The sequence below is a fragment of the Microbacterium sp. PMB16 genome (assembly GCF_051294855.1).
Lineage (GTDB): Bacteria > Actinomycetota > Actinomycetes > Actinomycetales > Microbacteriaceae > Microbacterium.
In genome coordinates this window covers 2,672,556-2,698,039 of record NZ_CP145908.1, presented here as the reverse complement: position 1 = coordinate 2,698,039, position 25,484 = coordinate 2,672,556, and the positions used below count along the sequence as shown (strand labels likewise).

General features: G+C 67.7%; 28 protein-coding genes and 1 pseudogene. 15 read left to right on the top strand and 14 right to left on the bottom strand.

What is annotated here, in order from left to right:
* Positions 1–66: 66 nt before the first annotated feature.
* From V5D55_RS12920 to V5D55_RS12910, 3 genes are all read right to left on the bottom strand, one after another.
* Positions 67–867, bottom strand: a complete 801-nt coding sequence (locus V5D55_RS12920) for a hypothetical protein (protein ID WP_435743611.1) — start codon at positions 865–867, stop codon at positions 67–69.
* 345 nt (positions 868–1,212) lie between these two features.
* On the bottom strand, positions 1,213–1,368 hold the full coding sequence (locus V5D55_RS12915; protein WP_435743609.1) for a hypothetical protein: 156 nt from the start codon (positions 1,366–1,368) through the stop codon (positions 1,213–1,215).
* Between the two features lie 39 nt (positions 1,369–1,407).
* On the bottom strand, positions 1,408–3,174 hold the full coding sequence (locus V5D55_RS12910; protein ID WP_435743607.1) for a GNAT family N-acetyltransferase: 1,767 nt from the start codon (positions 3,172–3,174) through the stop codon (positions 1,408–1,410).
* Between the two features lie 86 nt (positions 3,175–3,260).
* On the opposite strand from V5D55_RS12910, the gene V5D55_RS12905 reads away from it, so the two are divergent.
* The gene (locus V5D55_RS12905) at positions 3,261–4,040 is read left to right on the top strand and encodes an alpha/beta fold hydrolase (protein WP_435743605.1); all 780 of its coding nucleotides are present in this window, start codon (positions 3,261–3,263) and stop codon (positions 4,038–4,040) included.
* Between the two features lie 74 nt (positions 4,041–4,114).
* On the top strand, positions 4,115–4,519 hold the full coding sequence (locus V5D55_RS12900; RefSeq protein ID WP_435743603.1) for a hypothetical protein: 405 nt from the start codon (positions 4,115–4,117) through the stop codon (positions 4,517–4,519).
* 396 nt (positions 4,520–4,915) lie between these two features.
* Here V5D55_RS12900 and ychF read toward each other — a convergent pair whose 3' ends face one another.
* Together ychF and V5D55_RS12890 are read right to left on the bottom strand one after the other, a co-directional pair.
* Positions 4,916–5,989: a redox-regulated ATPase YchF gene (gene ychF, locus V5D55_RS12895; protein WP_435743601.1), complete on the bottom strand. Its 1,074-nt coding sequence runs from the start codon at positions 5,987–5,989 to the stop codon at positions 4,916–4,918.
* Between the two features lie 75 nt (positions 5,990–6,064).
* Positions 6,065–6,805, bottom strand: coding sequence for a class I SAM-dependent methyltransferase (locus V5D55_RS12890; RefSeq protein WP_435743599.1), 741 nt, complete (start codon positions 6,803–6,805; stop codon positions 6,065–6,067).
* Between the two features lie 59 nt (positions 6,806–6,864).
* Between V5D55_RS12890 and V5D55_RS12885 the strand changes: the two genes are divergently transcribed.
* Together V5D55_RS12885 and V5D55_RS12880 are read left to right on the top strand one after the other, a co-directional pair.
* Entirely contained in the window at positions 6,865–7,467 is a 603-nt protein-coding gene (locus tag V5D55_RS12885) for a 3'-5' exonuclease (protein WP_435743597.1), read from the top strand.
* 63 nt (positions 7,468–7,530) lie between these two features.
* Complete coding sequence (locus V5D55_RS12880) at positions 7,531–8,835, top strand: DNA recombination protein RmuC (protein WP_435743595.1); 1,305 nt, start codon at positions 7,531–7,533, stop codon at positions 8,833–8,835.
* A gap of 1 nt (position 8,836) precedes the next feature.
* On the opposite strand, the gene V5D55_RS12875 is transcribed toward V5D55_RS12880, so the two are convergent.
* Positions 8,837–9,124 carry a hypothetical protein gene (locus V5D55_RS12875; RefSeq protein WP_435743593.1) on the bottom strand — a complete coding sequence of 96 codons (288 nt, stop codon included), beginning with the start codon at positions 9,122–9,124 and terminating at the stop codon, positions 8,837–8,839.
* A 180-nt stretch (positions 9,125–9,304) separates the two neighbouring features.
* The gene (gene glpX, locus V5D55_RS12870) at positions 9,305–10,291 is read right to left on the bottom strand and encodes a class II fructose-bisphosphatase (protein WP_307375172.1); all 987 of its coding nucleotides are present in this window, start codon (positions 10,289–10,291) and stop codon (positions 9,305–9,307) included.
* A 185-nt stretch (positions 10,292–10,476) separates the two neighbouring features.
* On the opposite strand from glpX, the gene fbaA reads away from it, so the two are divergent.
* The gene (gene fbaA / locus V5D55_RS12865; protein WP_435743591.1) at positions 10,477–11,505 is read left to right on the top strand and encodes a class II fructose-bisphosphate aldolase; all 1,029 of its coding nucleotides are present in this window, start codon (positions 10,477–10,479) and stop codon (positions 11,503–11,505) included.
* Between the two features lie 66 nt (positions 11,506–11,571).
* Here fbaA and V5D55_RS12860 read toward each other — a convergent pair whose 3' ends face one another.
* The 3 genes from V5D55_RS12860 to V5D55_RS12850 all read right to left on the bottom strand — a co-directional run bounded on the left by V5D55_RS12860 (position 11,572) and on the right by V5D55_RS12850 (position 14,206).
* Positions 11,572–12,111: a DUF6264 family protein gene (locus V5D55_RS12860; protein ID WP_435743589.1), complete on the bottom strand. Its 540-nt coding sequence runs from the start codon at positions 12,109–12,111 to the stop codon at positions 11,572–11,574.
* Between the two features lie 257 nt (positions 12,112–12,368).
* A complete protein-coding gene (locus V5D55_RS12855) occupies positions 12,369–13,160 on the bottom strand; it encodes an IclR family transcriptional regulator (RefSeq protein WP_435743587.1) in 792 nt (263 codons plus the stop codon).
* A gap of 2 nt (positions 13,161–13,162) precedes the next feature.
* Positions 13,163–14,206 carry a 4-hydroxy-3-methylbut-2-enyl diphosphate reductase gene (locus V5D55_RS12850; protein WP_435749300.1) on the bottom strand — a complete coding sequence of 348 codons (1,044 nt, stop codon included), beginning with the start codon at positions 14,204–14,206 and terminating at the stop codon, positions 13,163–13,165.
* A 112-nt stretch (positions 14,207–14,318) separates the two neighbouring features.
* On the opposite strand from V5D55_RS12850, the gene xseA reads away from it, so the two are divergent.
* From xseA to V5D55_RS12815, 7 genes and pseudogenes are all read left to right on the top strand, one after another.
* Entirely contained in the window at positions 14,319–15,596 is a 1,278-nt protein-coding gene (xseA, locus tag V5D55_RS12845; RefSeq protein WP_435743585.1) for an exodeoxyribonuclease VII large subunit, read from the top strand.
* A 35-nt stretch (positions 15,597–15,631) separates the two neighbouring features.
* Positions 15,632–15,874, top strand: a complete 243-nt coding sequence (locus tag V5D55_RS12840) for an exodeoxyribonuclease VII small subunit (protein ID WP_435743583.1) — start codon at positions 15,632–15,634, stop codon at positions 15,872–15,874.
* Positions 15,871–16,515 (top strand): DUF4245 family protein, encoded by a 645-nt coding sequence (locus V5D55_RS12835; protein WP_435743581.1) that lies wholly within the window; start codon positions 15,871–15,873, stop codon positions 16,513–16,515. The genes V5D55_RS12840 and V5D55_RS12835 overlap by 4 nt, the downstream gene beginning before the upstream one ends.
* The gene (locus tag V5D55_RS12830; RefSeq protein WP_435743579.1) at positions 16,512–17,201 is read left to right on the top strand and encodes a carbonic anhydrase; all 690 of its coding nucleotides are present in this window, start codon (positions 16,512–16,514) and stop codon (positions 17,199–17,201) included. Before V5D55_RS12835 ends, V5D55_RS12830 begins: the two co-directional genes overlap by 4 nt.
* Positions 17,198–18,592 carry a class II fumarate hydratase gene (locus V5D55_RS12825; protein ID WP_435743577.1) on the top strand — a complete coding sequence of 465 codons (1,395 nt, stop codon included), beginning with the start codon at positions 17,198–17,200 and terminating at the stop codon, positions 18,590–18,592. The genes V5D55_RS12830 and V5D55_RS12825 overlap by 4 nt, the downstream gene beginning before the upstream one ends.
* Before the next feature lie 258 nt (positions 18,593–18,850).
* Positions 18,851–18,982 (top strand): annotated as a pseudogene (locus V5D55_RS12820) (type IV toxin-antitoxin system AbiEi family antitoxin domain-containing protein); the annotation flags it as partial.
* Positions 18,983–19,213: 231 nt separating this feature from the next.
* Positions 19,214–19,687, top strand: a complete 474-nt coding sequence (locus tag V5D55_RS12815) for a DUF559 domain-containing protein (RefSeq protein WP_435749299.1) — start codon at positions 19,214–19,216, stop codon at positions 19,685–19,687.
* A 104-nt stretch (positions 19,688–19,791) separates the two neighbouring features.
* Here the strand turns inward: V5D55_RS12815 and V5D55_RS12810 are convergent, their stop codons facing one another.
* The 3 genes from V5D55_RS12810 to V5D55_RS12800 all read right to left on the bottom strand — a co-directional run bounded on the left by V5D55_RS12810 (position 19,792) and on the right by V5D55_RS12800 (position 23,264).
* Positions 19,792–21,174 carry a PhoH family protein gene (locus V5D55_RS12810; RefSeq protein ID WP_435743575.1) on the bottom strand — a complete coding sequence of 461 codons (1,383 nt, stop codon included), beginning with the start codon at positions 21,172–21,174 and terminating at the stop codon, positions 19,792–19,794.
* A gap of 157 nt (positions 21,175–21,331) precedes the next feature.
* Complete coding sequence (locus tag V5D55_RS12805; protein ID WP_435743573.1) at positions 21,332–22,462, bottom strand: aminotransferase class V-fold PLP-dependent enzyme; 1,131 nt, start codon at positions 22,460–22,462, stop codon at positions 21,332–21,334.
* Positions 22,463–22,484: 22 nt separating this feature from the next.
* A complete protein-coding gene (locus V5D55_RS12800) occupies positions 22,485–23,264 on the bottom strand; it encodes an isoprenyl transferase (RefSeq protein WP_435749298.1) in 780 nt (259 codons plus the stop codon).
* A gap of 96 nt (positions 23,265–23,360) precedes the next feature.
* Between V5D55_RS12800 and trhA the strand changes: the two genes are divergently transcribed.
* Positions 23,361–24,089 carry a PAQR family membrane homeostasis protein TrhA gene (gene trhA, locus V5D55_RS12795; protein ID WP_435743571.1) on the top strand — a complete coding sequence of 243 codons (729 nt, stop codon included), beginning with the start codon at positions 23,361–23,363 and terminating at the stop codon, positions 24,087–24,089.
* A gap of 7 nt (positions 24,090–24,096) precedes the next feature.
* On the opposite strand, the gene V5D55_RS12790 is transcribed toward trhA, so the two are convergent.
* Complete coding sequence (locus V5D55_RS12790) at positions 24,097–24,381, bottom strand: hypothetical protein (protein ID WP_435743569.1); 285 nt, start codon at positions 24,379–24,381, stop codon at positions 24,097–24,099.
* 66 nt (positions 24,382–24,447) lie between these two features.
* Here V5D55_RS12790 and V5D55_RS12785 point away from each other — a divergent pair, with 66 nt between their 5' ends.
* Both V5D55_RS12785 and greA read left to right on the top strand, forming a co-directional pair.
* A complete protein-coding gene (locus V5D55_RS12785; protein ID WP_435743567.1) occupies positions 24,448–24,834 on the top strand; it encodes a DUF4307 domain-containing protein in 387 nt (128 codons plus the stop codon).
* A gap of 97 nt (positions 24,835–24,931) precedes the next feature.
* A complete protein-coding gene (gene greA, locus V5D55_RS12780) occupies positions 24,932–25,420 on the top strand; it encodes a transcription elongation factor GreA (RefSeq protein ID WP_435743565.1) in 489 nt (162 codons plus the stop codon).
* Positions 25,421–25,484: the final 64 nt, after the last annotated feature.

Below are 25,484 nucleotides of genomic sequence, written 5' to 3'. Positions count from 1 at the left end.
GGCGTCTCGTTGTTGAAGCGAAAATTCACGACGTCGCCGCTCGCCACCCGGAAGCGGCGCGCAGCTTCAGAGCACTATCAGGTCTCGAAGAAACTCCGTCGCGCCATCGATGTCGATGGATGCGACGTAATCATCTCTCAGAACATCGCTCCATTCGTATCCGAACTGTGCGACACCGCGGCTTTCACGCCCCGCCCAGTGGTGCTGCACGCCGGTGACTCGAACGAGTCCCTCGTCAAGGACGGGGACCAGAGATGACACGACGGAGTCACGCCGGGTGTCGATACCGACAGCGAAGACCGCAGCAACACTCCCCGACTGCGCGAGGAAGGCCAACATCTTGTCGACGTTGTAGGCCTTCGGCGCAGAGGACCGATCCAAACGCTTCGACTTGATGTCAATCGACAGCCGCCCATCGGACAACCGGCTTTCGAGATCGTCCAGACGATGAGCGCCCGGATCTCCCGTGATGATCTGCTCGATCTGCTGGCCGCGCAGGTTGCTGTTATCGTCATACGCCGCCTGGAGGATGGCCGGTGCGGCCCGTTGAACTCGTGCCTCGAGGTCGGCCGCTGTTCGAATGAACCAAGGATCCGTCAGCGCCGCACGCGCCCGACGAGGAGCATCGAGAATCACCCCGGTCTGCTGCGGCGTGAGGCGCAGCTTCGACTCGCGACCTGTGATCGCAGCAGAGGCGTCGACGAGACGCTCAACAGTCTCTTCCCACCGGGAAGCCTGGTGGAGCGCGAACAGCGCGTCGAAGTTGTCTCGCGAGTTCTCCAGCCCTCCGGACGAGCGCCGAATATCCCATCCGTTGAAACTGCCTCGGATGTTGTCGACGCGCAGAGCTGCAGAACTGTGACTCACGTTGCCGAGCATCGATGAATTCGCCAGGAGGAACTGCAGACCCCTCGGACGGACAACGACGACGACCACAGGAAGGTGGTCGTGCAGGCGTAACGCCGAGAGAGACAGGACCGTGTTCGAGAACCCCTCGCCCTTCGCTTGGCAGAACCGAAGCGCGTATCCCTCACCCACGAGGACGCTCCGAGCGCGGTGTGGAGCAAAGGCCTCGATGTAGGCGCGAGAAATCTCGGCCTTGTCTGCGTCCCCGTGGGCTGCTTTGTATCCGACAAGAAAGTCGAGAGCATCGTCGAGCATGACTCCATCATCCCGGAGCGGCCATCCCCCATGGCTTCGGCATCCGCGTAGCTATTCGGAATCCCGGCTGTGGTCGTCGAGATCGGGCTTCGCCCGCAGGACATCGGCGATCTCCTCCTCCGGTCGCGGCGCGATGGTCTCGTCGAGTTCGAGCTCCGGCACAGACGGCTCGCCCGGGGCGGGTATGTGCTCGTTGTGGTCAGACACGGCGGATCCTTCGGTCGGCAACACGCTCAGCGTACGCCGCTATAGGTGCCGCTTCAGCCCGACGTGGGCAGTCTGATATCCGAGACGGGCATAGAACGCGCGAGTCCGGTCCCGTGCTTCGTCGGTGGTCACCTGCGCCAGTTGCGCTCCCCGCACACGACCGAATTCGTGTGCCCACTCGAGCATCGCCGCGCCCAGGCCCTGTGACCTTTCCCCTGGCGCAACTCGCAGGCCCTCGATCTGCAATCGGGTGGAGCCACTGCGAGAAAGGCCCGGGATGACGGTCAGTTGCATCGTGGCGACCATGCGGTCGTTACTGTCGCGGACAACCCCCAGATAGTTGGAGCTGTCGCGAGCGACCGCGCGAAAGGCCGTCTCGTACCGCTCGAGCTCGACGCTTTCACGGTCCGAGCCGTACTGATCATCGAACAGCAGCGCTGCGATGGCCTCGATATCGTCGCGGCTCGCACGCTCGAGCCGGAAAGTCCGGCCCCCCACCTGCAGTCGTCCACGAACAGAGGACCGCGCGTCTGCCTGCAACCTGGCGACGAGCATGTCAAGCCATCCGCCGACGTTGACACGCGCCTCAGCGGTGTCGGGGTAGCGGCATCTCAGGTGCAGACCGGACTCATCCAGGATGAACCACAGCATGACGCCGTCGGTATCGGTCGCCGCGCTCACATACTGGGCGTCGAGCCCGACGGAGTCGATGCGCACGGGCAGCCGGCGCAGGTCCAGCCATGAGATCGCGAACATTCCGGGAGCTACGGGCATGCCACCCCACGGAGCGAGCACGTCTGCGAGCGGCCACGCGCCGAGTTGCACCGCCTCTTTCACCGCCGCCGCTGCCGCGTGCGGTTCGGCGACATCCGACTCGAGGACGGAGTTGGTGATGAACCAACCGACCGAGTCATGCCAGTTCTCCTCGAAGCGGCTGTGCACGGGAAACACGGCTCGTAGCGGGGTACCCGCCAACTCGCGGGTCACCGCCGTCATCGCCACCACGGCGCGCGCGAGGGTCGAGACGCCGTCGTCGCGCGCCTGCGCAGCAAATGCTGCGGCGTCGTCGACATCGAACACATCGCGTACTTCGACGCGCTCGCGATGAGGCTCGGGCGGGCCCAGCGGCAACGGGAACTGTGGCATCACGCCACCGCTGTCCGCGATGATGTCTTCCCATCGCTGGCGCACGTGGTCGGGTGCAGCATCCCGATCCAGTAGTGCTTGGGTGTGTTCGACGAACGCCGGGGCCGGCCCCGGGATCGGTTTCGCGCCCGCCCTGCCCGCGTCGAGCGCAGACAACAGGTCGCGCGCGATCACGAGCATCGACCACATGTCGACGTGCGCGTGGTCCGCTGCGATCACGACCGTGAGCCCCGCGGCAGTCTCCAACACGCACAGCCGGTGCGAAGGATGCTGGTACGGCGAACACGCCGCATCCAGAATGTCCCGCAACGCGTCGTTGACAGCCTGGCCGGGGGCCACCTGATGCTCGACCCAGCTTCCGGGGCCGATCTCGATCTCGTGAAGCACCGGCTCGCCGTCCGCGCCGAGCTCGAACGCCGATCGCAGCGTGCCATGTCGAGCGACGACAGCCAGCCATGCCTCGGCGATCGACTCACGGCGAGTCGGTGCCGGCAGCCGGAAGGACAGCGCCATCCAGGAGCCGGGGCGATCGCCGGCCCCGACATGGAGTCGCTGATCGAACGACACGGGGAGGCGCCGTCCGGGCGCAGACGCGCTGACGTCGTAACCCCAGAGCCGTCCGAACGGGAGGCGGAGGTGCGTGACATTGGTCAGTCGCATGGGCAGTACCTTATCGCCCACAGATAACCTGAAAACTCCACACGACTGCCCGAGCCGACGCGGTCAGTCAACGATCGAGGAGCCTGATGCCCACTTTCGAGGTAGCCGGAGCCGAGCTGGCTGTCGCCTTGAGCGACGAAGGCGGACACCCGGTCGTCCAGCTGCACGGCCTCACGTCGAGTCGGGCCCGCGATCGGGTGCTCAATCTCGACCTCGGTCGGGGGCTCAGCGGAACCCGACTGCTGCGGTACGACGCACGCGGCCATGGCCGGTCGACGGGGCGGAAGGTCCCCGAGGACTATCGCTGGAAGAACCTCGCCGAGAATCTTCTGCGATTGCTCGATCACTGGTTCCCCGGCGAACGCGTCCACGGAGTCGGACCCTCCATGGGGGCCGCGACCCTTCTGCACGCTGCTTCGCTCGAGCCGGACCGCTTCACCGGGCTCACGCTCATGGTGCCGCCCACCGCCTGGGAGACCAGACCCGATCAAGCCGTCATATACCGAGCAGCGGCTGCGCTCATCGAATCCGACGGCGTAGAGGCATTCTTCGCCGCCACGCGCGGATCAACACCGCCCCCGGCCACCGTCGGTGCACCGGAGACGTGGCCCGACGTCGCCGATGCTGTCCTGCCGTCGTTGCTTCGGGGTGCGGGGCTCAGCGACCTGCCTGCTCCCGAGGCCGTCGCGCGAATCGGTGTGCCGACGACGATCTTGGCGTGGGTGGATGATCCGGGCCACCCGCTGTCGACCGCGGAATCCCTCGCCGCACTGCTCCCGCACGCAACGCTGACCGTCGCCCGCACGCCGGGAGATGTCGAAGCCTGGCCTGAGATCCTTCGGCGAGACGTCGGTCGTCGAGGTTAGTCCAGCTGTTCACGCCGCCTTCGACCGATCTCCCGGCGAACCCCGAAGGTCCTCGAGTTGGGTACGCTACCCGGATGATGGCCGCCCAGCGGCTCTCACCCGCTGGCATGATCAGAGCTCTGGAGACCCGCATGACGGAGACCTACCCGATTCAAGCCAAGTTGGAATTGGCACTCGGCACAGAACGCGCCGATCAGCTGCTGACGAAGCTCGACAACTACTCGAATCAGCCGAACGCGGTCAAGGGCGCAGCGAAGAGGCCGAGCGACCCCGAGCTCGAAGCGAGCGCACATGCGGCGTTCGCGACGGCCACCCCTGAAGAGGTCGATCTGGAACTCGACTCGATCGGAATGTGGGGCCTGTTGACGCTCGCAGCCCGAGCCGACGTCACGATCCTCGACAGTCTTCCCCCGTGGCGTGCGGACAACCCGAAGGTGGCAACGATCAGGCGCGCGGCCGCGAAACATGGGTCGGTCTGAGACAACTCTGAACCTGCGAGTCCCGTTCAGTCGTTGAGCGGAACTCCACCACATCGTCATTGGCCGCGACGCGGACTCCAATCCGGATGGGCGAACACGACGGCAGACGTTCGTCGCGGCCGAAGTTCAGAGATTCGAAGCACGGGGCCAGCAATCAGCCGCCTAGGGTAGACGCCGGGGCCTCCACTCCGATCGTGGATGATCATCGGCACCCCGTCGTCCAAGTAGACGAAACCGGCCATCCTGGAACCGTCGATGGACGACGTCGGACCGAGGAGGAGATCGACGCGTACATCCCGACCGAAGTACGGGGCCAGCGCCTCACACGCCTCTGGCTGCCAATCGCTCGGCCAGCGAACCGCCGCTCCCCCGTGTGCCATGACCAGATGCTATCCGTCAGTTGTTGAAGCGGAACTCCACGACGTCGCCGTCCTTCATGACGTAGTCCTTGCCCTCGAGGCGCGCCTTGCCCTTGGCGCGGGCCTCGATGACGGAGCCCGTCTCGACCAGGTCGTCGAAGGAGACGATCTCGGCCTTGATGAAGCCCTTCTCGAAGTCGGTGTGGATGACTCCGGCGGCCTGCGGCGCCTTGGACCCCTTGGGGATCGTCCAGGCGCGAGCTTCCTTGGGGCCGGCGGTGAGGTACGTCTGCAGACCCAGGGTGTCGAAGCCGATCCGGGCGAGCTGGTCGAGGCCCGACTCGTCCTGGCCGGTGGATGCCAGCAGCTCCGCAGCATCCTCCGGGTCGAGGTCGATCAGTTCGGACTCGATCTTCGCGTCGAGGAAGATGGCCTTCGCCGGCGCGACAAGAGCAGCGAGCTCCGCCTTGCGGGCAACATCGGTCAGCACACCCTCGTCGACGTTGAAGACGAAGATGACCGGCTTCGCGGTGAGCAGCCCCAGCTCGCGGATCGGCGTCAGGTCGATGCCCGCGACCGACAGCAGCACGCCGCGCTCCAGCGCATCCTTCACGGCGATGGCGGTCTCGAGAACGATGGGCTCGGCCTTCTTGCCGCGCACTTCCTTCTCATAGCGGGAGATCGCCTTCTCGACCGTCTCGAGATCGGCGAGCATGAGCTCCGCGTTGATCGTCTCCATGTCGGATGCCGGGTTCACCGCACCGTCCACGTGCACGACGTCGTCGTCGGAGAAGCCGCGGACGACCTGCGCGATCGCGTCCGCCTCACGGATGTTCGCGAGGAACTTGTTGCCGAGCCCCTCGCCCTCGCTCGCCCCGCGCACGATGCCCGCGATGTCGACGAACGACACCGCTGCGGGCAGGATGCGCTCGCTGCCGAAGATCTCGGCGAGCGTGTCGAGGCGCGGGTCGGGCAGGTTCACCACGCCGACGTTCGGCTCGATCGTCGCGAACGGGTAGTTCGCCGCGAGCACGTCGTTCTTGGTGAGAGCGTTGAAGAGGGTGGACTTGCCGACGTTGGGCAGGCCGACGATGCCGATAGTGAGAGCCACGGAGGACGAGTCTACCTGTCGTGCGATGCGCCACCCTGCGACGGCGACAGAGGCGAACGTCGGAGGACCCCAGGGTCAGTCGCGCACGGCCCGGAAAGCCCGCGTCACATAGGGGAGATCGATGGTCGCGTCGCCGTGGAGCCCGAGCTCGTCGAACAGCACGTCCATATCGCGGCGGATTCGCGCCTTCTCTTCGTCGGATGCCGTGATCACGTAGCTCCGCGAGGACGCCATCGCGTGCAGCAGATCGCGGGTGATCGGACGGTTCCACTCCCACCTCTGCTGGGCGAGCGGGCCGAACGGTGCGGTGACGACGGGATCGCCCGCGGCGAGCATGATCTCCGCGTTGCTGCCGTGCATGATCTCGGTCAGTCGCCGCACCCACTCGACGCGCTCGTCGCGGATGTTCCAGATGAGGCCGAGCACTCCCCCGCTCCGCACCACCCGCCCGATCTCCACGGACGCGGCGACCGGTTCCACCCAGTGCCACGCCTGGCCGAGGACGACGGCGTCGACGCTGTCGTCCGGCAGGGGCAGGCGCTCGGCCGTCCCAACGAATGCGGGGACGCCGGGGACGGCCGTGCGGAGCGTCGCAAGCATCTCCGGGTCGGGGTCGACCGCGACGACCTCGGCATCCGGTGCACCGATCAGCGTGCGCGTGAGCTTGCCCGTGCCCGCCCCCACATCGGCGATCCTGCGGGAGCCGTGCGGAAGGGCATCCAGCATCCACGCGACGGCCTCGAAGGGGTACTCCGGACGCCCGACCTCGTAGCTGTGGGCCTGGACGCCGAACGATGTCGCCTGCTCTTCCGTCATGTCGCCAGCCTACGGCGAGCCTGCGATCCGACGCAGAAGTCGCGAGAGAGAGTGGACTCGTGCCACTGGACTTCACTGCGATCGACTTCGAGACCGCGAACTCCAGCCCCGCCTCCGCCTGCTCCGTCGGACTCGTCCGCGTGCGCGGCGGCGAAGTCGTCGCCACCGCCGGTTGGCTGATCCAGCCCCCTCCCGGCCATGACGAGTTCCAGGAGTGGAACGTGCGCATCCACGGCATCCAGCCGACCGACGTGCTCTCCGCGGCGACCTGGGCGGACCAGTTCGATCGTCTGTGCGACTTCGCCGGCGCAGACGTCCTCGTCGCGCACAACGCCGGCTTCGACCTCAACGTGCTGCGCCGCGCGGCCGAGGTCACTGGCATGATGTGCCCGCCCTACCGGTCGCTCTGCAGCCTCGCGGTCGCCCGCAAGACGTACCAGCTCGAGTCGTACCGTCTGCCCAAGGCCGCGGCCGCCGCAGGGTTCGCCGAGTTCTCACACCACGATGCGCTCGCCGATGCCCGCGCCTGCGCGCATATCGTGATCGATGCCGCCCGCCGCATCGGCGCCTCCGATGTGTTCGCACTCGCAGACGCCCTGCGCCTGCGAGTGACCGAACCCGCCGCACCCTCCACGCCTGCCCTGGAGCGCGCCGTCGCCTGAGCGTCTCGCCCGGCCCGAGCGGGCCTGCGCCGGAATGTCGGATGCCGGACGCATCATGGACACATGGATGCTCTGTCGCTCGTTCTGGTCCTGGCCGCACTCGCGGCGGGTATCGCCCTGGGCTGGTTTCTGCACGCGGGGCGCGGAGCCGCCGACCTGGCGCGCACCGAAGCCGAGCTGGCCGCTGCGCGCGATGACCGCGATCGCCAGTACGACCTCTACCGCGACGCCGTCGAGCACGCCCGCACCGAGCAGCGCGCAGAGGCACAGCGCGTGCAGCAGCAGAACGCGGTGCTCACGGCTCTCGCCCCGGTGCGCGAGAGTCTGCAGCAGATGCAGTCGAAGGTCACCGCCATCGAGCAGGAGCGGCAGGCGCAGTTCGGCACCCTCGCCGAGCAGCTGCGGCGAGCTCAAGAGTCCGACGAGGCGCTCCGTGCGACGACGGAGTCGCTGGCTGGGGCACTGCGCTCGACCTCGACCCGCGGCGTCTGGGGAGAGACTCAACTCCGTCGCGTCGTGGAGGCGGCCGGGCTCACGCGGCACGTCGACTTCGACCTCCAGTCGACGATCTCCTCCGATCGTGGCACCGGTCGGCCCGACATGGTCGTGCGTCTGGCCGGCGGCACCTCGATCGCCGTCGACGCCAAGGTCCCGCTCGACGCCTACCTCGAGGCCTCTGCATTGCCCGCAGGCGACGCGCACGAAGCGCAGCGGCGCGCGCACATGCAGCGACACGTCAAAGCGGTCCGTGCGCATATCGACGCCCTTGCCAAAAAGGCCTACTGGTCGGGGCTCGATGCCAGTCCGGAGTTCGTGATCTGCTTCCTCCCGAGCGAGTCTCTGCTCGCTGCGGCCATCGATGAAGATCCGACACTGCTCGACTACGCCTTCAGCCGCCGCGTGGCATTGGCATCGCCCGTGAACCTCTGGGCGGTGCTGAAGACCGTGGCCTACACCTGGACCCAGCAGGAAGTGTCGACCGAGGCGCGGACGCTGCTCAACCTCGGCACCCAGCTCTACGACCGACTCGGCACCCTCGCGGGGCACGCCGATGACCTGCGTCGCGCGCTGGAGCGCACCGTCGACAGCTACAACAAGTTCGCGGGTTCGCTCGAGACGCGCGTGCTCGTGACCGCTCGGCAGTTCCCCGGGATCGACGCCTCGGCGCTTGCGACGGCACCGGTGGTGACGGCCGGCGTCACCCGGCGCTTCACCGCTCCCGAGCTGATCGGCGCCGACCTGGACACGTCGACCGACACCGACAGGGTGGCGCAGGGGTCCAGATCGATGACAGCCGCCGACGACTCAGAAGAGCCGACGCTGATCGCCGACGTCGGCGAGGTCCGAACGCGACTGAACGAGGCGTAGTTCAGGCAGCGCCGGGTACGCCGCTCAGCAGCACGATCACCAGGCCGCTGGTGGCGAGGAAAGCGCCGATCATCCACCAGGCGCTGATCTCGTGGCCCTCGTCGCGGCGCACACGGAACAGCACGTCGGCACGTCGAGCGGGATCGCTGACAACGGTCGGCGGGTTCGCTGCGGAAGGCGCGGGAGCGACCACTTCAGCGTCGGCGCTCACCCGAAGGATGCGCCCGGTGTTGGTCGTGACGATCTTCGTCGGGGCGGCCTTCGAGCCGCTCGTGTGCTGCGTTGTCATCTGTTCGCCCTCCTGTGCCTGCGGTGCCTGGCGGCTCCGTCGACGGCGACAAACCCAGAAACAATTGTGACACGGCACTCCACGGAAGCGGGGATCGCGACCATTCGACCCGATACCGGGTCGGTAACGATGGCCGTCGGCTCAGGCCCGCGCTCGGGGGCAGTGCGCCTCAGCGCCGGCTCAGAGCCACTTCGAGACGAGGTGCTCGGACGCGATCCGACGCAGCGTGCCGGAGGCTCCGCGAAGGACGACGCTCTCCGTGTAGACGAATCCGCGCTCGCGCCGCACACCCGCGACCAGCTGGCCATCGGTGACGCCGGTCGCGACGAAGATCGTGTTCTTCCCCTGCACGAGGTCGTCGGCCTCATAGACCTTGTCCATGTCGAGCCCGGCGTCGATGCCACGCTGGCGCTCATCGTCGTCGCGCGGCCAGAGAATGCCCTGGATGTGTCCGCCGAGTGCCTTGATGGCGCAGGCCGTGACGATGCCCTCCGGGCTGCCTCCGACCCCGACGCACATGTCGGTACGCGCGTCATGGCGCGCCGCGTTGATGCCGCCGGCGACGTCGCCGTCGCTCATCAGGCGGGTTCCCGCGCCGGCATCGCGAATGTCCTGGATCAGCTGCTCGTGGCGCGGACGGTTCAGCACCGAGACGACGATCTCGTCGACGGGCTTGCCGAGCGCTCCGGCGAGCTTGCGGATGTTCTCCCCGATGGGCAGCCGGATGTCGACGACACCTACTCCTGCGGGGCCGGTGACGAGCTTGTCCATATAGAAGACGCTCGATGCGTCGAGCATCGTTCCGCGATCCGACACCGCGATCACGGACAGGGCGTTCTGGCGACCAGCAGCGGTCAGCGACGTGCCGTCGATGGGGTCGACCGCGATGTCGCAGAGCGGACCACGTCCGGTGCCCACGATCTCGCCATTGAAGAGCATGGGCGCGTTGTCCTTCTCGCCCTCGCCGATCACCACTCTCCCCTGGAAGTCGACCGTGCCGAGGAACGCGCGCATCGCGTCGACGGCAGCCCCGTCGGCCGCCTCCTTCGCGCCGCGTCCGATGAAGGGCACCGCGCGGATGGCCGCCGCCTCCGTGGAGCGCACCAACTCCATCGCGAGGTTGCGGTCGGGATGGAGCGGGCTCAGATCGGCTGTCAGACTCACCATGGGGCCAGCCTAGCCAGCGGAGGAATCAAACCATCGGCCTTTCGGCGGATATCTCGCGAAGGAAACGCGATTCTTAACACTGACGTAGGCGAGCGGGCGGCGACGACAGCCCCGGCCCGCGGCATCCGCTCACGCACCCCGATAGAGTGACTGCTGTCCCGGCTTCCCCTAACGCAGGAGTTCTCATGCCCGTCGCCACCCCGGATCAGTACGCCGAAATGCTCGACCGCGCGAAGGCCGGCGGCTTCGCGTACCCCGCTTTCAACGTCTCCAGCTCGCAGACGATCAACTCCGTCCTCCAGGGCCTGACCGAGGCCGGCTCCGACGGCATCATCCAGGTCACCACCGGTGGCGCCGACTACTTCGCCGGCCACACCGTCAAGGCCCGCGCCACCGGCGCCCTCGCCTTCGCCCGCTACGCCACCGAGGTCGCCAAGAACTACCCGGTGACCGTGGCGCTGCACACCGATCACTGCCCGAAGGATGCCCTCGCCGGCTTCGTCGAGCCGCTGATCGCCGCCTCCGAAGAAGAGGTCAAGGCCGGTCGCAACCCGATCTTCCAGTCCCACATGTGGGACGGCTCGGCCGTTCCCCTCGCGGAGAACATCGAGATCGCGAAGGACATCCTGCCCCGCATGAAGGCGATCAACGCGATCCTCGAGGTCGAGATCGGAGTCGTCGGCGGCGAAGAGGACGGCGTCGCGCACGAGGGCTCGAACGACGCTCTCTACACGACCTTCGCCGACGTCGACCAGGCCGTGCAGGCGCTGGGTCTCGGCGAGCAGGGCCGCTACATCGCCGCTCTCACCTTCGGCAACGTGCACGGTGTGTACAAGCCCGGTGGCGTGAAGCTGCGCCCGGAACTCCTCGGCGAGATCCAGGAGCAGGTCGCCGCGAAGTACAACACCGGCGCGAAGCCCCTCGACCTGGTCTTCCACGGCGGCTCCGGCTCCACCGACGACGAGATCGCACTCGCGGTCGCCAACGGCGTCATCAAGATGAACATCGACACCGACACCCAGTACGCCTACACGCGTGCGATCGCCGACTACATGTTCAAGAACTACGACGGCGTCCTCAAGGTCGACGGCGAGGTCGGCAACAAGAAGCAGTACGACCCGCGCGCCTGGGGCAAGATCGCGGAGACCGCCATGGCCGCCCGCGTCGCTCAGTCCACGCGTCAGCTGGGCTCGTACGGCCAGTCCCAGAGCTGAGTCAGTCGAACAGAAGGGGTGCCTGGCCGATCGGCCAGGCACCCCTTCTGCGTGCGGATCAAGCCGTCAGCGAGCGCCCATCTGCTCCAGGTACGCCGCGAATGCGGGGTCGCCCAGCATCGGCACCGCCACGCACATCGACGCGATCAGGATCGTCACGACGGCACCGACCAGCGGAAGCCACCAGGTGACCTTCCCGCGCCGGAGACGCCGGATCGACGCCCACGCAGTCAGAGACCAGCCGATGACGAGGACGACGGCCGCGATAGTCCCCCAGAGCTTGCCCTGGGCAAAGTTCGTGAACTCGCCATCGATCCCGAGAACCTTCATGGTCTGGTTCATCGCGCCCGTGATGTCGAGATACGACAGCGCGCTGATGACCACATTGACGAGACCGTAGGCGAGCAGCCCGATGGTGACGAACCGATCGACAGGATGCGGCCGACGCGCAGGTGCGGCGGCGGCGAGGGACTCAGGGCCTGGAGCAGCGACCGGGGCGATCGGCTCGACCGTGACCTCGACCTGGTCCAGCGGCGGGAGGCCCGCGGCTTTCCGCTGCTCCTCGGGGGTCGCGAGTTCACCGTACTGAGGGCGCTGATCGGTCATCACGCCATGCTAATCCGCCCGGCTCCGCGCACTTCACAGGTCCGCAGCCGCAGCTGCGGCATCCGGCGCCGAAAACGATGGCGGCCCCGGAGAAGTGGGGACTCCTCGGGGCCGCGGATTCCGAACGCTGGGGACGCTCTTCATCCAAATGGGCTGCGGAAGGCTGGGGACCCTCCACGAACCTGCAGTGCCGTTTGCACAGACGACTACATTTCTGATCATAGGAAAGCAATAGTCGACGCGCTAGAGCAAGAACTTCAGATAGTGAACTCGGTACCTGCCCCTGGGACGTCGAGGGAGTCCGCGCCGAGCTGCAGCGAGAGCCTCCGAGCCGCTCTCTGCAGACTTTCCACCAGCGTCTGGTCGACGACCGCACGATCCGACGGCAGCGAGATCGCGAGGGAGGCGGTGATGTTCGGCGCGATCACCGGCACGGCGACGCAGGTGGCACCGATCGCGTACTCCTCCTGATCGACGACCCACCCCGGAGAGTGCTCGAGCTGGGTCAGGAGTGTCTGCCGGTCGCTGATGGTGCGAGGTGTGAGCTCCTCGAGCCGATGCCGCGACAGGTAGTCCAGGCGGTGCTCATCGGGCAACTCCGCGAGGATCTGCTTGCCCAGCGCGGTCGCGTGGGCGCTGGACTGCAGTCCCACCCAGAGTTCGACGCGCGGATTGTGCACCGCATCGACGATGTCCACGAGGTGCATCTCCCCGTCGTCGAAACGCGAGAGATACGCGGTGGCGCCGATCTCCTCGGTGACATCTCGCAGCGCACTTCGCACGCGGGCGAGGAAAACTCCACGCGAGTCGATCTGCTGCTGAAACGCGGGAAATCGGGTGCCCAGCACGAGACCATCGGGTTCGGGGGCGAGGTAGCCCTCGTGGATGAGCGTACGAACCAGGTTGTACGTGGTCCCCGCCGTCAGGCCTGTGGCGGCCGCCAGCATCTTCGCGGGCAGAGGCCGCGGCGAATTGGCGACGATGTCGACGAGGCGGAGAGCGCGTTGCACCGACCCGATGAGGGTGGGCTCGGCCTCCGCCGCGTTCATCGCTACGCGCCGGCTCCCGAGGCGCGACCACCGAGGGCACGCGCATCGCGCTGGCCTGCGGAATCCTGGCGCAGCTCCTTGGGAAGCGAGAACATCAGATCCTCCTCCGCCGTCTTCACTTCTTCCACGTCCCGGTAACCGGCGTCGCCGAGTGCATCGAGGACCTCGCGGACCAGCACTTCGGGGACGGATGCTCCGCTGGTGACGCCGACGGTCTCCACGCCGTCGAGCCACTCCTGACGGACCTCTTCGGCGTAGTCCACACGATACGCCGCCTTGGCACCGTATTCGAGGGCCACCTCGACGAGCCGCACGCTGTTCGAGGAGTTCGACGAGCCGACGACGATGACGAGGTCGGCGTTCGCGGCCACCTTCTTGATGGCGACCTGACGGTTCTGGGTGGCGTAGCAGATGTCATCCGACGGCGGACTGTGCAGCTCGGGGAAGCGAAGGCGCAGCCGGTTGACCGTCTCCATCGTCTCGTCGACCGACAGCGTGGTCTGCGAGAGCCAGACGACCTTCGACGGGTCCTTCACCTGCACGGTGTCGGCTTCCTCCGGGGAATTGACGACGGTCACGTGCTCGGGGGCCTCGCCCGCGGTGCCCTCGACCTCTTCATGGCCTTCGTGACCGATGAGGAGGATCTCGAAGTCGTCGCGCGCGAAGCGCACAGCCTCGCGGTGCACCTTGGTGACCAGCGGACAGGTGGCATCGATCGCGTGCAGCCCTCGGTCGGCCGCCGCGTTCACGACCGCGGGAGACACGCCATGCGCGCTGAAAACGACGTGCGCGCCGGCCGGAACCTCGTCGACCTCTTCGACGAAGATGGCGCCCTTCGCCTCGAGTTCGGTGACGACGTGGATGTTGTGCACGATCTGCTTGCGCACGTAGACCGGAGCGCCGTAGCGCTCGAGGGCCTTCTCCACCGCGACGACGGCACGGTCGACACCCGCGCAGTACCCGCGTGGAGCAGCGAGCAGAATCCGCTTGTGTCCGACGATCGGGTTATCCTGAAGCCGCCCTGCCGCCGCGCGCACGCGTGGGATGCGAGGGACGGGGAGATGAACGGCAGTCGAAGTCACCCCTTGATTCTACCGGCGCACGCCTGAGGAAGGCCGGGAAGCCTCTGCACGGCGCGACTGCACGGAACGGGAGCAGATGACAGTCTTCGAAGCGGCCGCAGGTCCCGGCGAATCGCCGCCCGCCGACGCCGTCGCGCCGCGCGACTCGACGTCGGCCGCGCCCACCTCGGTCGCCCGGCTGAACGCGACCATCCGTGACTTCATCGCGCGGTGGAACACGGTCTGGGTCGAGGGCGAGATCACCTCCTGGAATCTCCGCGGGGGAAACGTCTTCGCCCGCCTGAAGGACACGCAGTCCGATTCGCAGATCTCGATCCGCGTGTGGTCGAGCGTCCGGGGGCGCATCCCGGCCGACCTCGGCGTGGGCGATCACGTGGTCGCGGCCGTGAAGGCCGACTACTTCGTCAAGTCCGGAGACTTCAGCTTCGCGGTCTCGGCGATGAAGCACGTGGGCCTGGGCGATCAGCTCGAGCGGCTCGAGAAGCTGCGCGCACAGCTGCGCCAGGAGGGTCTGTTCGACCCCGCGCGAAAAAAGCGCCTTCCCTTCCTCCCGCACGTCGTCGGCCTGATCACGGGCGAGCGATCGGATGCGGAGAAAGACGTTCATCGCAACGCCGAGCTGCGCTGGCCCCAGGTGCGCTTCCGCACCGAGTACGCCGCCGTGCAGGGAGACCGGTGCGTACCCGACACGCTCGCTGCCCTCCGACGCCTCGACGCCGACCCCGAGGTCGACGTCATCATCATCGCCCGTGGCGGCGGCGATCCGCAGACGCTGCTCGGCTTCAGCGACGAACGGCTCGTCAGGGCCGTGGCCGCGGCATCCACTCCCATCGTCAGCGCGATCGGTCACGAGAACGACCATCCGCTGCTCGACGACGTCGCCGACCTCCGCGCGTCGACACCGACGGATGCCGCCAAGCGCGTCGTGCCCGACGTCGGCGAACAGCACGCGCTGATCGGGCAGCTGCGGTCGCGTGCGACGACCCGGCTCACGCAGAGGCTGTCCCACGACATCGCGCAGCTCGAGCAACTGAGGTCGCGTCCGGTGCTGCGCTCGCCTGCGCCGATCATCGACGCGCGTGCGCAGGAACTGTGGCTGCTGATCTCCCGTGGAAGGGACTCGCTCACCCGGCAGTTCGACACCGCTGGTCGCCGCACGAGCGAGCTCCGCGCCTCGCTCCGCGCCCTGTCGCCCGCGGCGACCCTGGCTCGCGGCTACGCGATCGCTCACCTCGAGGGCGGCGTGATCCTGCGGGACGCGGCGGATGCTCCCGCCGGAAGCGCACTGACGATCACGGTCGATCGGGGCTCGCTCGCCGCGCGCTCCGAGGGCGAGATCGCCGAGGGATCCTGAGACGGCCGGTCCGCCCCACGCCGTAAGATGGAGGAGTGAGCGCCCTGAACGACATCCCCGTCGAGACACTGTCGTTCGAGGCAGCCCGTGACGAACTCGTGAAGGTCGTCGCCGAGCTCGAGCAGGGCTCTCCGACCCTCGAGCACTCGCTCGCCCTCTGGGAGCGCGGCGAAGCACTCGCCGCCCGGTGCGAAGAGTGGTTGCTCGGCGCGAAGCGCCGTCTCGAAGCAGCCCGAGCCGCGGCATCCGACTCCGAGGCCCCCGGCGGCACCGCGTGAACAAACGCGCTCCGATCGTCGCCGAGCTCGGTCGTCCCGAGACACCGGACGAGACTGCCGCACGCAAGGCCGCGTCGAGCAAGGCGTATCGCGGCAGCCAGACGTTCCGGAACCTGATCGCGGCGCTCCTGGTCACCGTCGCGGTCGTGGCCGTCATCATCTTCGCCGTCCCTCGTGGCGAGCCGGCGAACGCGCCGAAGATCGACCTCGCCGGAATCTCCGCGAACGTGGAATCCTCCATGGAGCGCCCCGTCATCGTTCCCGACCTCGCCGGCTTCTGGCGGGTCAACAAGGCGGAGCTGCAGAACGGCGCGACCCCGGTCTGGGAGGTCACGCTCGCCCCCGCGGCCGACGACGAACGCGGTTTCCTCAAGATCGCCCAGGCCTTCGACGCCGACTCCTCGTGGGCTCCGCAGGTGCTGAACGGCATCGCCCCCACCGACTCGGTGCGCATCGGCGGGCTGGAATGGGATGTCTTCCAGCCTCGCAACGCCGACTCGAACGCCAACGTCACCTACGCGATCGGCACACAGGCCGGCGATGACTACGTACTGCTCTACGGCGCGCGCTCGGCCGATTCGACGGCCGAACTCGCCGAATCCCTCGTCCCGCAGATCCGCGCCCTCTCGGAGGCTTCATGACGAACACCCTCACCCCCGCCGCTGCCTGGAAGCAGATGCAGGAGGGGAATCGCCGTTTCGTGCGCGACGAGCCCCGGCATCCGAACCAGGACGTCGCTCGGCGTAAAGACCTCGAGGCGGCGCAGCATCCGGTCGCCACGCTCTTCGGCTGCTCCGACTCGCGGCTCGCGGCGGAGATCATCTTCGACCTCGGCCTCGGCGACCTGTTCGTCGTGCGCAACGCCGGTCAGGTGCTGGGCGAATCGATCGTCGCGAGCCTGGAGTACGCGGTCGCGGTCCTCGAGGTGCCGCTCATCGTCGTGCTCGCACACGACTCGTGCGGTGCCGTGCGCGCCGCGATCGACGGCACGGCCATCGATGCCGCGCCCCTCCCCCCGCACATCTGGCGGCTCATCGCCCCGATCGTGCCCGCTGCACGCAAGGTGCTGGCCGAGAACGGTGGCACCACGGTCGCCGAGATCGACGCCGAGCTCGTCGGCACGGAGCACCTGCGCAACACCGTGAGCGACCTGCTGCAGTCCTCCGAACTGATCAGCACTGCCGTCGCCGAGGGCCGACTCGGCATCGTCGGCGCCAACTACCGTCTGGCCGAGGGCACCGCGGTGCCGGTGATCACGGTCGGAATCGACACCGAAGACGACGCTATCCAGGGCGACAGCCCCGCAACCGAGGAGGGTTCGGAATGACCGACATCGACTACCGCATCGAGCACGACACCATGGGTGAGGTGCGGGTGCCCGTGAACGCGCTCTACGGCGCACAGACCCAGCGTGCCGTGGAGAACTTCCCGATCTCGGGCAAGGGGCTGGAATCGACGCAGATCGCCGCCCTCGCCCGCATCAAGAAGGCCGCAGCTCTCGCGAACAAGGAGCTCGGCACCCTCGACGGTGCGATCGCCGACGCCATCGCGCAGGCCGCCGACCAGGTGGCCTCGGGTGCCCACGACGGCGAGTTCCCCGTCGACACGTACCAGACCGGTTCCGGCACCTCGTCGAACATGAACATGAACGAGGTGCTCGCGACCCTCGCGACCCGCATCCTCGGCGCGAATGTGCACCCGAACGATCACGTGAACGCCTCGCAGTCGTCGAACGACGTGTTCCCGACCTCGGTGCACATCGCCGTCACCCAGGCGCTCATCGACACGCTCATCCCCTCGCTCGACCACCTCGCCGTGGCGCTCGAGGCGAAGGCCGTGCTGTGGAAGGACGCGGTCAAGTCCGGTCGCACCCACCTCATGGATGCGACGCCCGTCACCCTCGGCCAGGAGTTCGGCGGCTACGCGCGCCAGGTGCGTCTCGGCATCGAGCGCGTGCAGTCCGCCCTCCCCCGCGTCGCCGAGGTCCCGCTGGGCGGCACCGCGGTCGGCACCGGCATCAACACCCCGCTCGGCTTCCCGCAGAAGGTCATCGCGCTCCTCGCGGCCGAGACCGAGCTGCCGATCACCGAGGCCAAGGACCACTTCGAGGCTCAGGCGAACCGCGACGGTCTCGTCGAGGCCTCCGGCGCGCTCCGCACGATCGCGGTCTCGCTGACGAAGATCAACAACGACCTGCGCTGGATGGGATCGGGGCCCAACACGGGTCTCGGAGAGCTCCACATCCCCGACCTGCAGCCCGGCTCCTCGATCATGCCCGGCAAGGTCAACCCGGTCGTTCCCGAGGCGGTGCTGATGGTCTGCGCCCGCGTGATCGGCAACGACGCCACGGTCGCCTGGGCCGGAGCATCCGGGTCCTTCGAGCTCAACGTCGCGATTCCCGTCATGGGCACCGCACTCCTCGAGTCGATCCGCCTTCTGTCGAACGCCTCGCGCGTGCTCGCCGACAAGACCATCGACGGCCTGCAGGCCAACGTCGAGCGTGCCGCCGCCTTCGCCGGCATGAGCCCGTCGATCGTGACCCCGCTGAACAAGCTCATCGGGTACGAGGCTGCGGCCAAGATCGCGAAGCACTCCGTCGCCAAGGGCATCACGGTGCGCGACGCCGTGATCGACCTCGGCTACGTCGAGCGCGGCGACCTCACCCTCGAGCAGCTCGACGAGAAGCTCGACCTGCTCTCCATGACGCACCCCGGCTGAGCCGGACCGGACGCACGGATGCCGCGGGGACTTCGGTCCTCGCGGCATCCGTCATCTTCGTGCCCGCCGCCGGTCCCGATCTCCTCACTTGGTCCCGATCTGCTCACTGCTTCCCGGGATCGGTGAGCGAATCGGGACGCGGTGAGCGGAGTGGCACGGGCACACGGGCCTCTGCACGGCGGCCGTCTGGCGACGAGTTACCCACGGACGCCGGAATGACGGGCGAGCGGATGCCGAGACTCGGGCATCCTGCCAGACATGCTCCCAGTAACGGACACCGTCAGAAGACTCGGCGGCCTCGCTCGAGGTACCGAGTTGCAGCGGTTGGGCTTCACGAGGCGCTCACTCTCTCGAGCTGTCGCGCGGGGCGACATCGAGCGGATCAGGGATGGTGTCTTCGCCTCCGGTCCCATCGACCCGCAGGTGAGGCTCGCCACCGCCCATGGCGGCGCACTGACCTGCGCAAGCGTGTTGAGGATGCTGAAGGTCTGGGTACTCGCCCCCTCGATCGTTCCCCATGTGTGGGTCGGCGCTCACCGGCGCGCGCGTCCGCACGATGGTTGTTCCTGCGTATCCCACTTCTCGCGGGGTCGGCCACCGCTCGGAAGTGTCGCCGTCGACGTGGCGCTCGTCCATTTCCTGCGCTGCGCGGGCGATGAAGCCTTCTTCGCCGCGTATGAATCGGCCCTCCGCCTCCGCCTCCTGTCGGCCGCAGCGCGACTTCGCATCAGGCAGCTCGTTCCGGCATCCGCGCGCTGGCTTCTCGACCTCGCCCGTGCGGATGCCGACAGCGGGCTCGAATCCCTGCTCCGCCTGCGACTGCACCTGCTCGGCCTCCGCCTCGACCGCCAGGTGAACATCCTCGGCGTCGGCCGTGTGGATTTCGTGATCGAAGAGCGCCTCATCCTCGAGGTGGACGGCAAGGAGAATCACGATGGGGCGTCGATGCGGCACAAGGACCTCACGCGTGATGCCGCAGCATCCGCCCTGGGTTACGAGAGCCTGCGCTTCGACTACGCACAGGTCGTGCACGACTGGCCGACCGTCCAGGCGGCCGTGCTCGCAGCCCTCATCCGTCTGCGCGACCGCGCCTGAGCGCGCAACCTGTCCCGATCCGCGCAACCTGTCCCGATCCGCTCACCGTCGGTCCGGACCGATGAGCGCATCGGGACGGGGTGAGCAGATCGGGACAGCGCCCGTCAGCTGAGCTCGCCGCCCTCCAGGAGCTCGGTGACGAGGGCCGCGATGGCCGAGCGCTCGGAGCGCATCAGCGTCACGTGTCCGAACAGGTCGTGGTCCTTCAGGCTCTCGATCACGCTGGCGATGCCGTCGTGGCGTCCGACCCGGAGGTTGTCGCGCTGTCCGACGTCGTGCGTGAGGATCACCCGGGAGTTCTGACCCATCCGGCTGAGCACCGTCAAGAGCACGTTGCGCTCCAGCGACTGGGCTTCGTCGACGATCACGAACGCGTCGTGCAGCGAGCGACCGCGGATGTGCGTGAGCGGCAGCACCTCGAGGAGTCCGCGCTCGATGACTTCTTCGACGACATTGCCTGAGACGACCGAGCCGAGAGTGTCGAACACCGCCTGACCCCACGGCCCCATCTTCTCGCCCTGGTCGCCGGGGAGGTATCCGAGTTCCTGCCCGCCGACGGCGAACAGCGGGCGGAAGACGATGATCTTCTTCTGCTGCTGCCGCTCCAGCACCGCCTCGAGCCCGGCGCACAGCGCGAGCGCCGACTTGCCGGTACCGGCGCGGCCGCCGAGCGACACGATGCCGACCTCCTGGTCGAGCAGCAGATCGATCGCGATGCGCTGCTCCGCGGAACGACCGTGCATCCCGAAGATGTCGCGGTCGCCGCGCACCAACCGGTACTCGCCGTCGCCGGTGACCCGCCCGAGGGCGGATCCGCGTTCGGAGTGGATGATGAGTCCGGTGTTGATCGGCAGCCCACGTGCGTTCTCGCTGATCCCGACTTCGCTCTCGTACAGATCGCTGATGTCGTCGCCCGAGAGGTCGAGGGTGGCGATGCCGGTCCACCCGGAGTCGATGGCCTGCTCGGCGAGGTACTCCTCGGCCCGGATGCCGAGAGACGCAGCCTTGACGCGCATCGGAAGATCCTTCGACACGATCGTCACGTCCTGGCCGTCCTGCGCCAGATGCATCGCGATCGAGAGGATGCGGGTGTCGTTGTCGCTCAGACGGATGCCCGCCGGCAGAACAGAAGGGTCAGTGTTCGCGAGCTCGACGCGCAGCGTGCCGCCTTCGCCGACCTCGACCGGGAAGTCGAGACGACCGTGCTCGACGCGCAGGTCATCCAGGTGGCGCAGAGCCTGCCGTGCGAAGTAGCCGATCTCCGGGTCGTGGCGCTTGCCCTCGAGCTCGGTGATCACGACGACCGGGAGGACGACGGAGTGCTCCGCGAAGCGGAAGAACGCCTGCGGATCGCTCAGCAGCACCGAGGTGTCGAGCACATAGGTGCGCAGATCCTGATCCGGCTCGGCGGACGATGCACGCCTCGTGGTCTTACGGGTGGACTGCTGCGCGGTGCTGGTGGACTGCTGCGCTGTACGTGTGGTCACGACCCACTCCCGACCCGGGAAATCCCGGCTATTCGAACGAGTCGACCAGGGGGTCACGAGTCGCGAACCTGAGGCCGACCCGACCGGGCTCCTTGCCCGATGCCTAGAACGTACGACCGCGCGGGGGCTTAACCCTGCGTCGACACGCCAACGATTGTTAAGCGCTGGTGAACGTCTCGTTTCCGAAGGCGGCAAGCTCATCGTCGAGGAGCTGGAAGGTCGCAGCATCCGTCCCGGCATGCGCGGCGACGCGCACCGAGGCGCCGCGTGCCGTGACCACGAGCCCCGCGTTGGCGAGGGCGGCCGCCAGGCGGCCGGGCTCTTCCGGTGCCAGCACGACGATGCCTGCGCGCTCCCCGCGGGCCCGCGGTGAGCTCACGGGGATGCCGTGGCGGTCGGCGATCTCGATCATCGTGTCGACGTGCTCGGCGATCCGCTCTTCGATGGCCGCGACCCCGGCGTCGCGCACGTCGCGCACACCGATGGCGAGTCGTCCGGCCGCCAGCGTGTCGGGCGAGCTCACCGTGAAGGCACGGGCGGATGCTGCCGGCGGGGGCAGCTCGTCGACGACGAGTCCCGTGGCCGTGGAGCCGGTGATCCCGGAGAGCACGGGCACGATCCGCTCCCTGGCCCTGGGCGAGAACCAGGCGAAGCCGCTGCCGCGGCCGGCGCGCAGCCACTTGTACCCGTGTCCGACGACGACATCGGCCGCCGTGTAGTCCACGTCCACGATGCCGAACGACTGCACGGCGTCGACGATGAGCAGCCGGTCCGGGCCGATGAGTTCGCGCAGGGCTGCGAGGTCGGTGCGGTACCCGGTGCGGAAGTCCACGTGGCTGACGGCAAGCGCGGTGACGTCGTCGTCGAGGGCCTCGGCGACGGCATCCGTCGTCACCCGTGCGTCCGGGGGCGTGATCCAGCGAGGCGACAGCGCACGGTCGGAGGCCGCCGATGCCCGCTCGAGGGTGAGGCTCACGCTGGGGAACTCCGCCGTGCTGGCGATCACGGTGCCGGTCAGACCATAGAGGGCGTGCATCAGCCCCTGTGTCGACGACGGCTGCAGGGTGACGTCTTCCGAATCGCCACCGAGGAGTTCGGCGATGAGCTCCTGTGCCTGGCCGATGCGCTCGGCGACCAGCGAGAGCGACGACGGCCGCCCGCTCCCCAGCAGATCGGCGTCGGCGAAGATCTCCTCCCGCACCGAGGGCGACAGCGGACCGAACGCTGCCCAGTTCAGGTATCCGGATTCGTTGTCGAATGTGCCGACGTAGTCCTCGAAATTGCTCACCGCGTCATTGTGGCACGCGCAGTCACCGGCCGAAGCGGCGATCGCGGTCGGCGAAGTCGCGGATGGCACGCAGGAAGTCGACCTGGCGGAGGTCCGGCCCGAGCGCCTCGACGAAGTAGAACTCGCTGTGCGCGCTCTGCCACAGCAGGAAATCGCTCAATCGCTGCTCGCCGCTCGTGCGGATCACGAGATCCGGATCGGGCTGGCCCCCGGTGTAGAGGTGCTCGCCGATCATCTCCGGCGTGAGGTGCGCCGCGAGGTCTTCCATGGTGCCACCGGACGCCTCGTGCTTCGTGATGATGCTCCGCACCGCGTCGACGATCTCGTGGCGTCCGCCGTAGCCGACGGCGAGGTTGACGTGGAGTCCGGTGTGATCCTTCGTGCGCTTCTCGGCATCGGCGAGGACCCGGGCGAGCTCCGGCGGCAGGATGTCCGCTCGTCCGACGTGCTGCACGCGCCAGTTGCCTTCGCGGGAAAGCGCCTCGGCGAGCTCCGCGATGATCTCGATCAGATCGGCGAGCTCGGCGGAGTCGCGTTTGAGCAGGTTGTCGCTGGAGAGCAGGTAGAGCGACACGACGCCGACACCGAGCTCGTCGCACCAGCCGAGGAACTCGCGCATCTTCGCCGCACCGGCGCGGTGCCCCTCCGCCGGCGTGGTGTAGCCCAGCTGTCTGGCCCACCGGCGATTGCCGTCGATCATCATGGCGACGTGGTGCGGAACGGAGGCCGGATCGAGGTGGCGTCGCAGCCGGCTGGTGTAGAGCCGGTAGAGCGGCCCTCGCCCCTGGCTGTCGCGGGAAATCACCTCTTTACGCTACCGTGCTCGGCGCCACGGGAGCGGTGCGGATGCTGAGGATATGTGCAGTGCGCGGCATGGGCGGCCGCTTAGAGTGAGCAGGTGAGCACTCCCGAGCCGTCGACCCCCGATCTCCCCCAGCTGCCGCTTCTCGACGAAGCTGCGGACGATGCCGCGGTCGACATCAAGCCGACCTGGCGCGGGTGGATCCACGCGGGAATTTTCCCCGTCGCGATCGTCGTCGGGGTGGTGCTCATCATCGTCGCGCAGGGCGGAGCAGCGAAGTGGGCGGCGGCCGTCTTCATGGCCAGTTCCCTGCTGCTCTTCGGCAACTCCGCGCTCTATCACCGCATCGACTGGAGCCCGCCGGTCAAACTGCTCCTGAAGCGGATCGACCACGCCAACATCTTCCTGCTGATCGCGGGCACGTACACGCCTCTCGCCGTCCTGGCGCTTCCGCCGGCGAAGGGCAGTCTGCTGCTCGCACTGGTGTGGGGCGGGACCGTGGTCGGGATCCTGTTCCGCGTCTTCTGGATCCACGCACCGCGCTGGCTCTATGTCGCGCTGTACCTGCTGATGGGGTGGGCGGCCGTGATGTTCATGGCCGACCTGCTCGCGGCGAACGTGACCATGATGGTCCTCGTCATCGTCGGGGGCCTGCTGTACACGGGGGGCGCGATCGTCTACGCGATGAAGAAGCCCAACCCGTGGCCGGGACGCTTCGGATTCCACGAGATCTTCCACGTCTGCACGGTCTTGGCCTTCCTCTGCCACTGGACCGCATGCCTGCTGATCACGCTCGACCCGCTGGTGCCCTCGCTGGGCGCCTGACCTGCGCTCAGGTGGCGCGAGGGTCGTCGTCGCCCTCGCGGGTGACCGGCAGATCCGCGTCGGTCTCGGTCGCCTCGTCAGCGGCGCGTGCGGCCTCCTCGGCGTCGAGCTCGTCGCGCACCTCTTCGCGGTACCGCACCCGACGGATGCGACGGTTCATGTCCCAGATCAGGAGGATGACGACGATCACCAGGACGACGACGGCCGCGAAGCCCACGAAGCCGGGACTCACCGTGTCCGGATTCACCGTCATCGAGGGCGTCGGCATCGGGGTCTCGGACAGAACGAGCATGAATCGGCCTTTCGTACGCAGGTCGCATAACCTGGTACCACCAGCCTAACGACCGGAAGACCCCCAGTGACGACCGCACAAGAGCTCGACGACCGCTACGGCCGCACCCGACGGCGCCGGTTGCCCTGGATCGTCGGCGGAGCGGCGGCGCTGCTCGTGGTCGGCATCTTCGGATGGATGATCGTCGACCAGTCGATGAACTCGGTGGATGCCGACGATCTCGGCTTCGACCTCGTCGACGAGCACACGGTCGACGTGCGATTCCAGATCACCGGAGTGGCGGGCAAGGACGTCGTCTGCATCATCGAGGCGCTCGACGAGGAGTTCGGCGTGGTCGGCTGGAAGGTCATGGAGATTCCGGCCGGAGAGAGTCATGCACAGGCCCTGTCGGCCTCTGTCCCGACCGTCTCAGAGGCCACCACAGGTTTGGTGAACACCTGCTGGGTCGCTTAGACTCATCGCAGACAGACGACGCCCTGGCACCGTGCCGGGGCGTCTTGGCATATCCCCGGCAGGACGCCGGCAAGATCCCGAAAGAAGGAGCTTCGTCATGTCCACCGACGCTCAGGTTCCCTTCCTCACGCAGGAAGCGTATGACCGGCTCGTCGCCGAGCTGGAGCACCTGTCCACGACCGGCCGCGATGAGATCGCCAAGCGCATCGAGGCGGCCCGCGAAGAGGGCGACCTCAAGGAGAACGGCGGCTACCATGCTGCCAAGGATGAGCAGGGCAAGCAGGAAGCCCGCATCCGCACCCTCGAGGGTCTCCTGAAGACCGCGAAGGTCGGCGAGGCTCCGGCCAGCCGCGGCATCGTCGAGCCAGGAACAGTTGTGACCGCAGTCGTCGCCGGCGGCGAAGAGGTCTTCCTTCTCGGCAGCCGCGAGATCGCGGCAGGCAGCGACCACGACGTCTACAGCGAGGCGAGCCCGCTGGGCCAGGCGATCCTCGGCCTCAAGGTCGGCGAGAAGTCGTCGTACGAGGCGCCGAACGGCCGCTCGATCGCCGTTGAGATCGTCGACGTGCAGACCTACACGGGCTGACGCTCCGCACACGTCTAACGCCCCGGTGTCCTGTGGATGCCGGGGCGTTCTCGTGCGCGCAGCG

Excerpts from the sequence above, each read along its gene's own strand:
- V5D55_RS12855 (WP_435743587.1), bottom strand. The coding sequence starts at position 13,160 with ATGAACGCGGCGGAGGCCGAGCCCACCCTCATCGGGTCGGTGCAACGC.
- V5D55_RS12860 (WP_435743589.1), bottom strand. The coding sequence starts at position 12,111 with ATGACCGATCAGCGCCCTCAGTACGGTGAACTCGCGACCCCCGAGGAG.
- V5D55_RS12875 (WP_435743593.1), bottom strand. The coding sequence starts at position 9,124 with ATGACAACGCAGCACACGAGCGGCTCGAAGGCCGCCCCGACGAAGATC.
- V5D55_RS12910 (WP_435743607.1), bottom strand. The coding sequence starts at position 3,174 with ATGCGACTGACCAATGTCACGCACCTCCGCCTCCCGTTCGGACGGCTC.
- glpX (WP_307375172.1), bottom strand. The coding sequence starts at position 10,291 with ATGGTGAGTCTGACAGCCGATCTGAGCCCGCTCCATCCCGACCGCAAC.
- V5D55_RS12900 (WP_435743603.1), top strand. The coding sequence starts at position 4,115 with ATGATGGCCGCCCAGCGGCTCTCACCCGCTGGCATGATCAGAGCTCTG.
- xseA (WP_435743585.1), top strand. The coding sequence starts at position 14,319 with ATGACAGTCTTCGAAGCGGCCGCAGGTCCCGGCGAATCGCCGCCCGCC.
- fbaA (WP_435743591.1), top strand. The coding sequence starts at position 10,477 with ATGCCCGTCGCCACCCCGGATCAGTACGCCGAAATGCTCGACCGCGCG.
- V5D55_RS12825 (WP_435743577.1), top strand. The coding sequence starts at position 17,198 with ATGACCGACATCGACTACCGCATCGAGCACGACACCATGGGTGAGGTG.
- greA (WP_435743565.1), top strand. The coding sequence starts at position 24,932 with ATGTCCACCGACGCTCAGGTTCCCTTCCTCACGCAGGAAGCGTATGAC.
- V5D55_RS12880 (WP_435743595.1), top strand. The coding sequence starts at position 7,531 with ATGGATGCTCTGTCGCTCGTTCTGGTCCTGGCCGCACTCGCGGCGGGT.
- V5D55_RS12830 (WP_435743579.1), top strand. The coding sequence starts at position 16,512 with ATGACGAACACCCTCACCCCCGCCGCTGCCTGGAAGCAGATGCAGGAG.
- V5D55_RS12890 (WP_435743599.1), bottom strand. The coding sequence starts at position 6,805 with ATGACGGAAGAGCAGGCGACATCGTTCGGCGTCCAGGCCCACAGCTAC.
- V5D55_RS12905 (WP_435743605.1), top strand. The coding sequence starts at position 3,261 with ATGCCCACTTTCGAGGTAGCCGGAGCCGAGCTGGCTGTCGCCTTGAGC.
- V5D55_RS12790 (WP_435743569.1), bottom strand. The coding sequence starts at position 24,381 with ATGCTCGTTCTGTCCGAGACCCCGATGCCGACGCCCTCGATGACGGTG.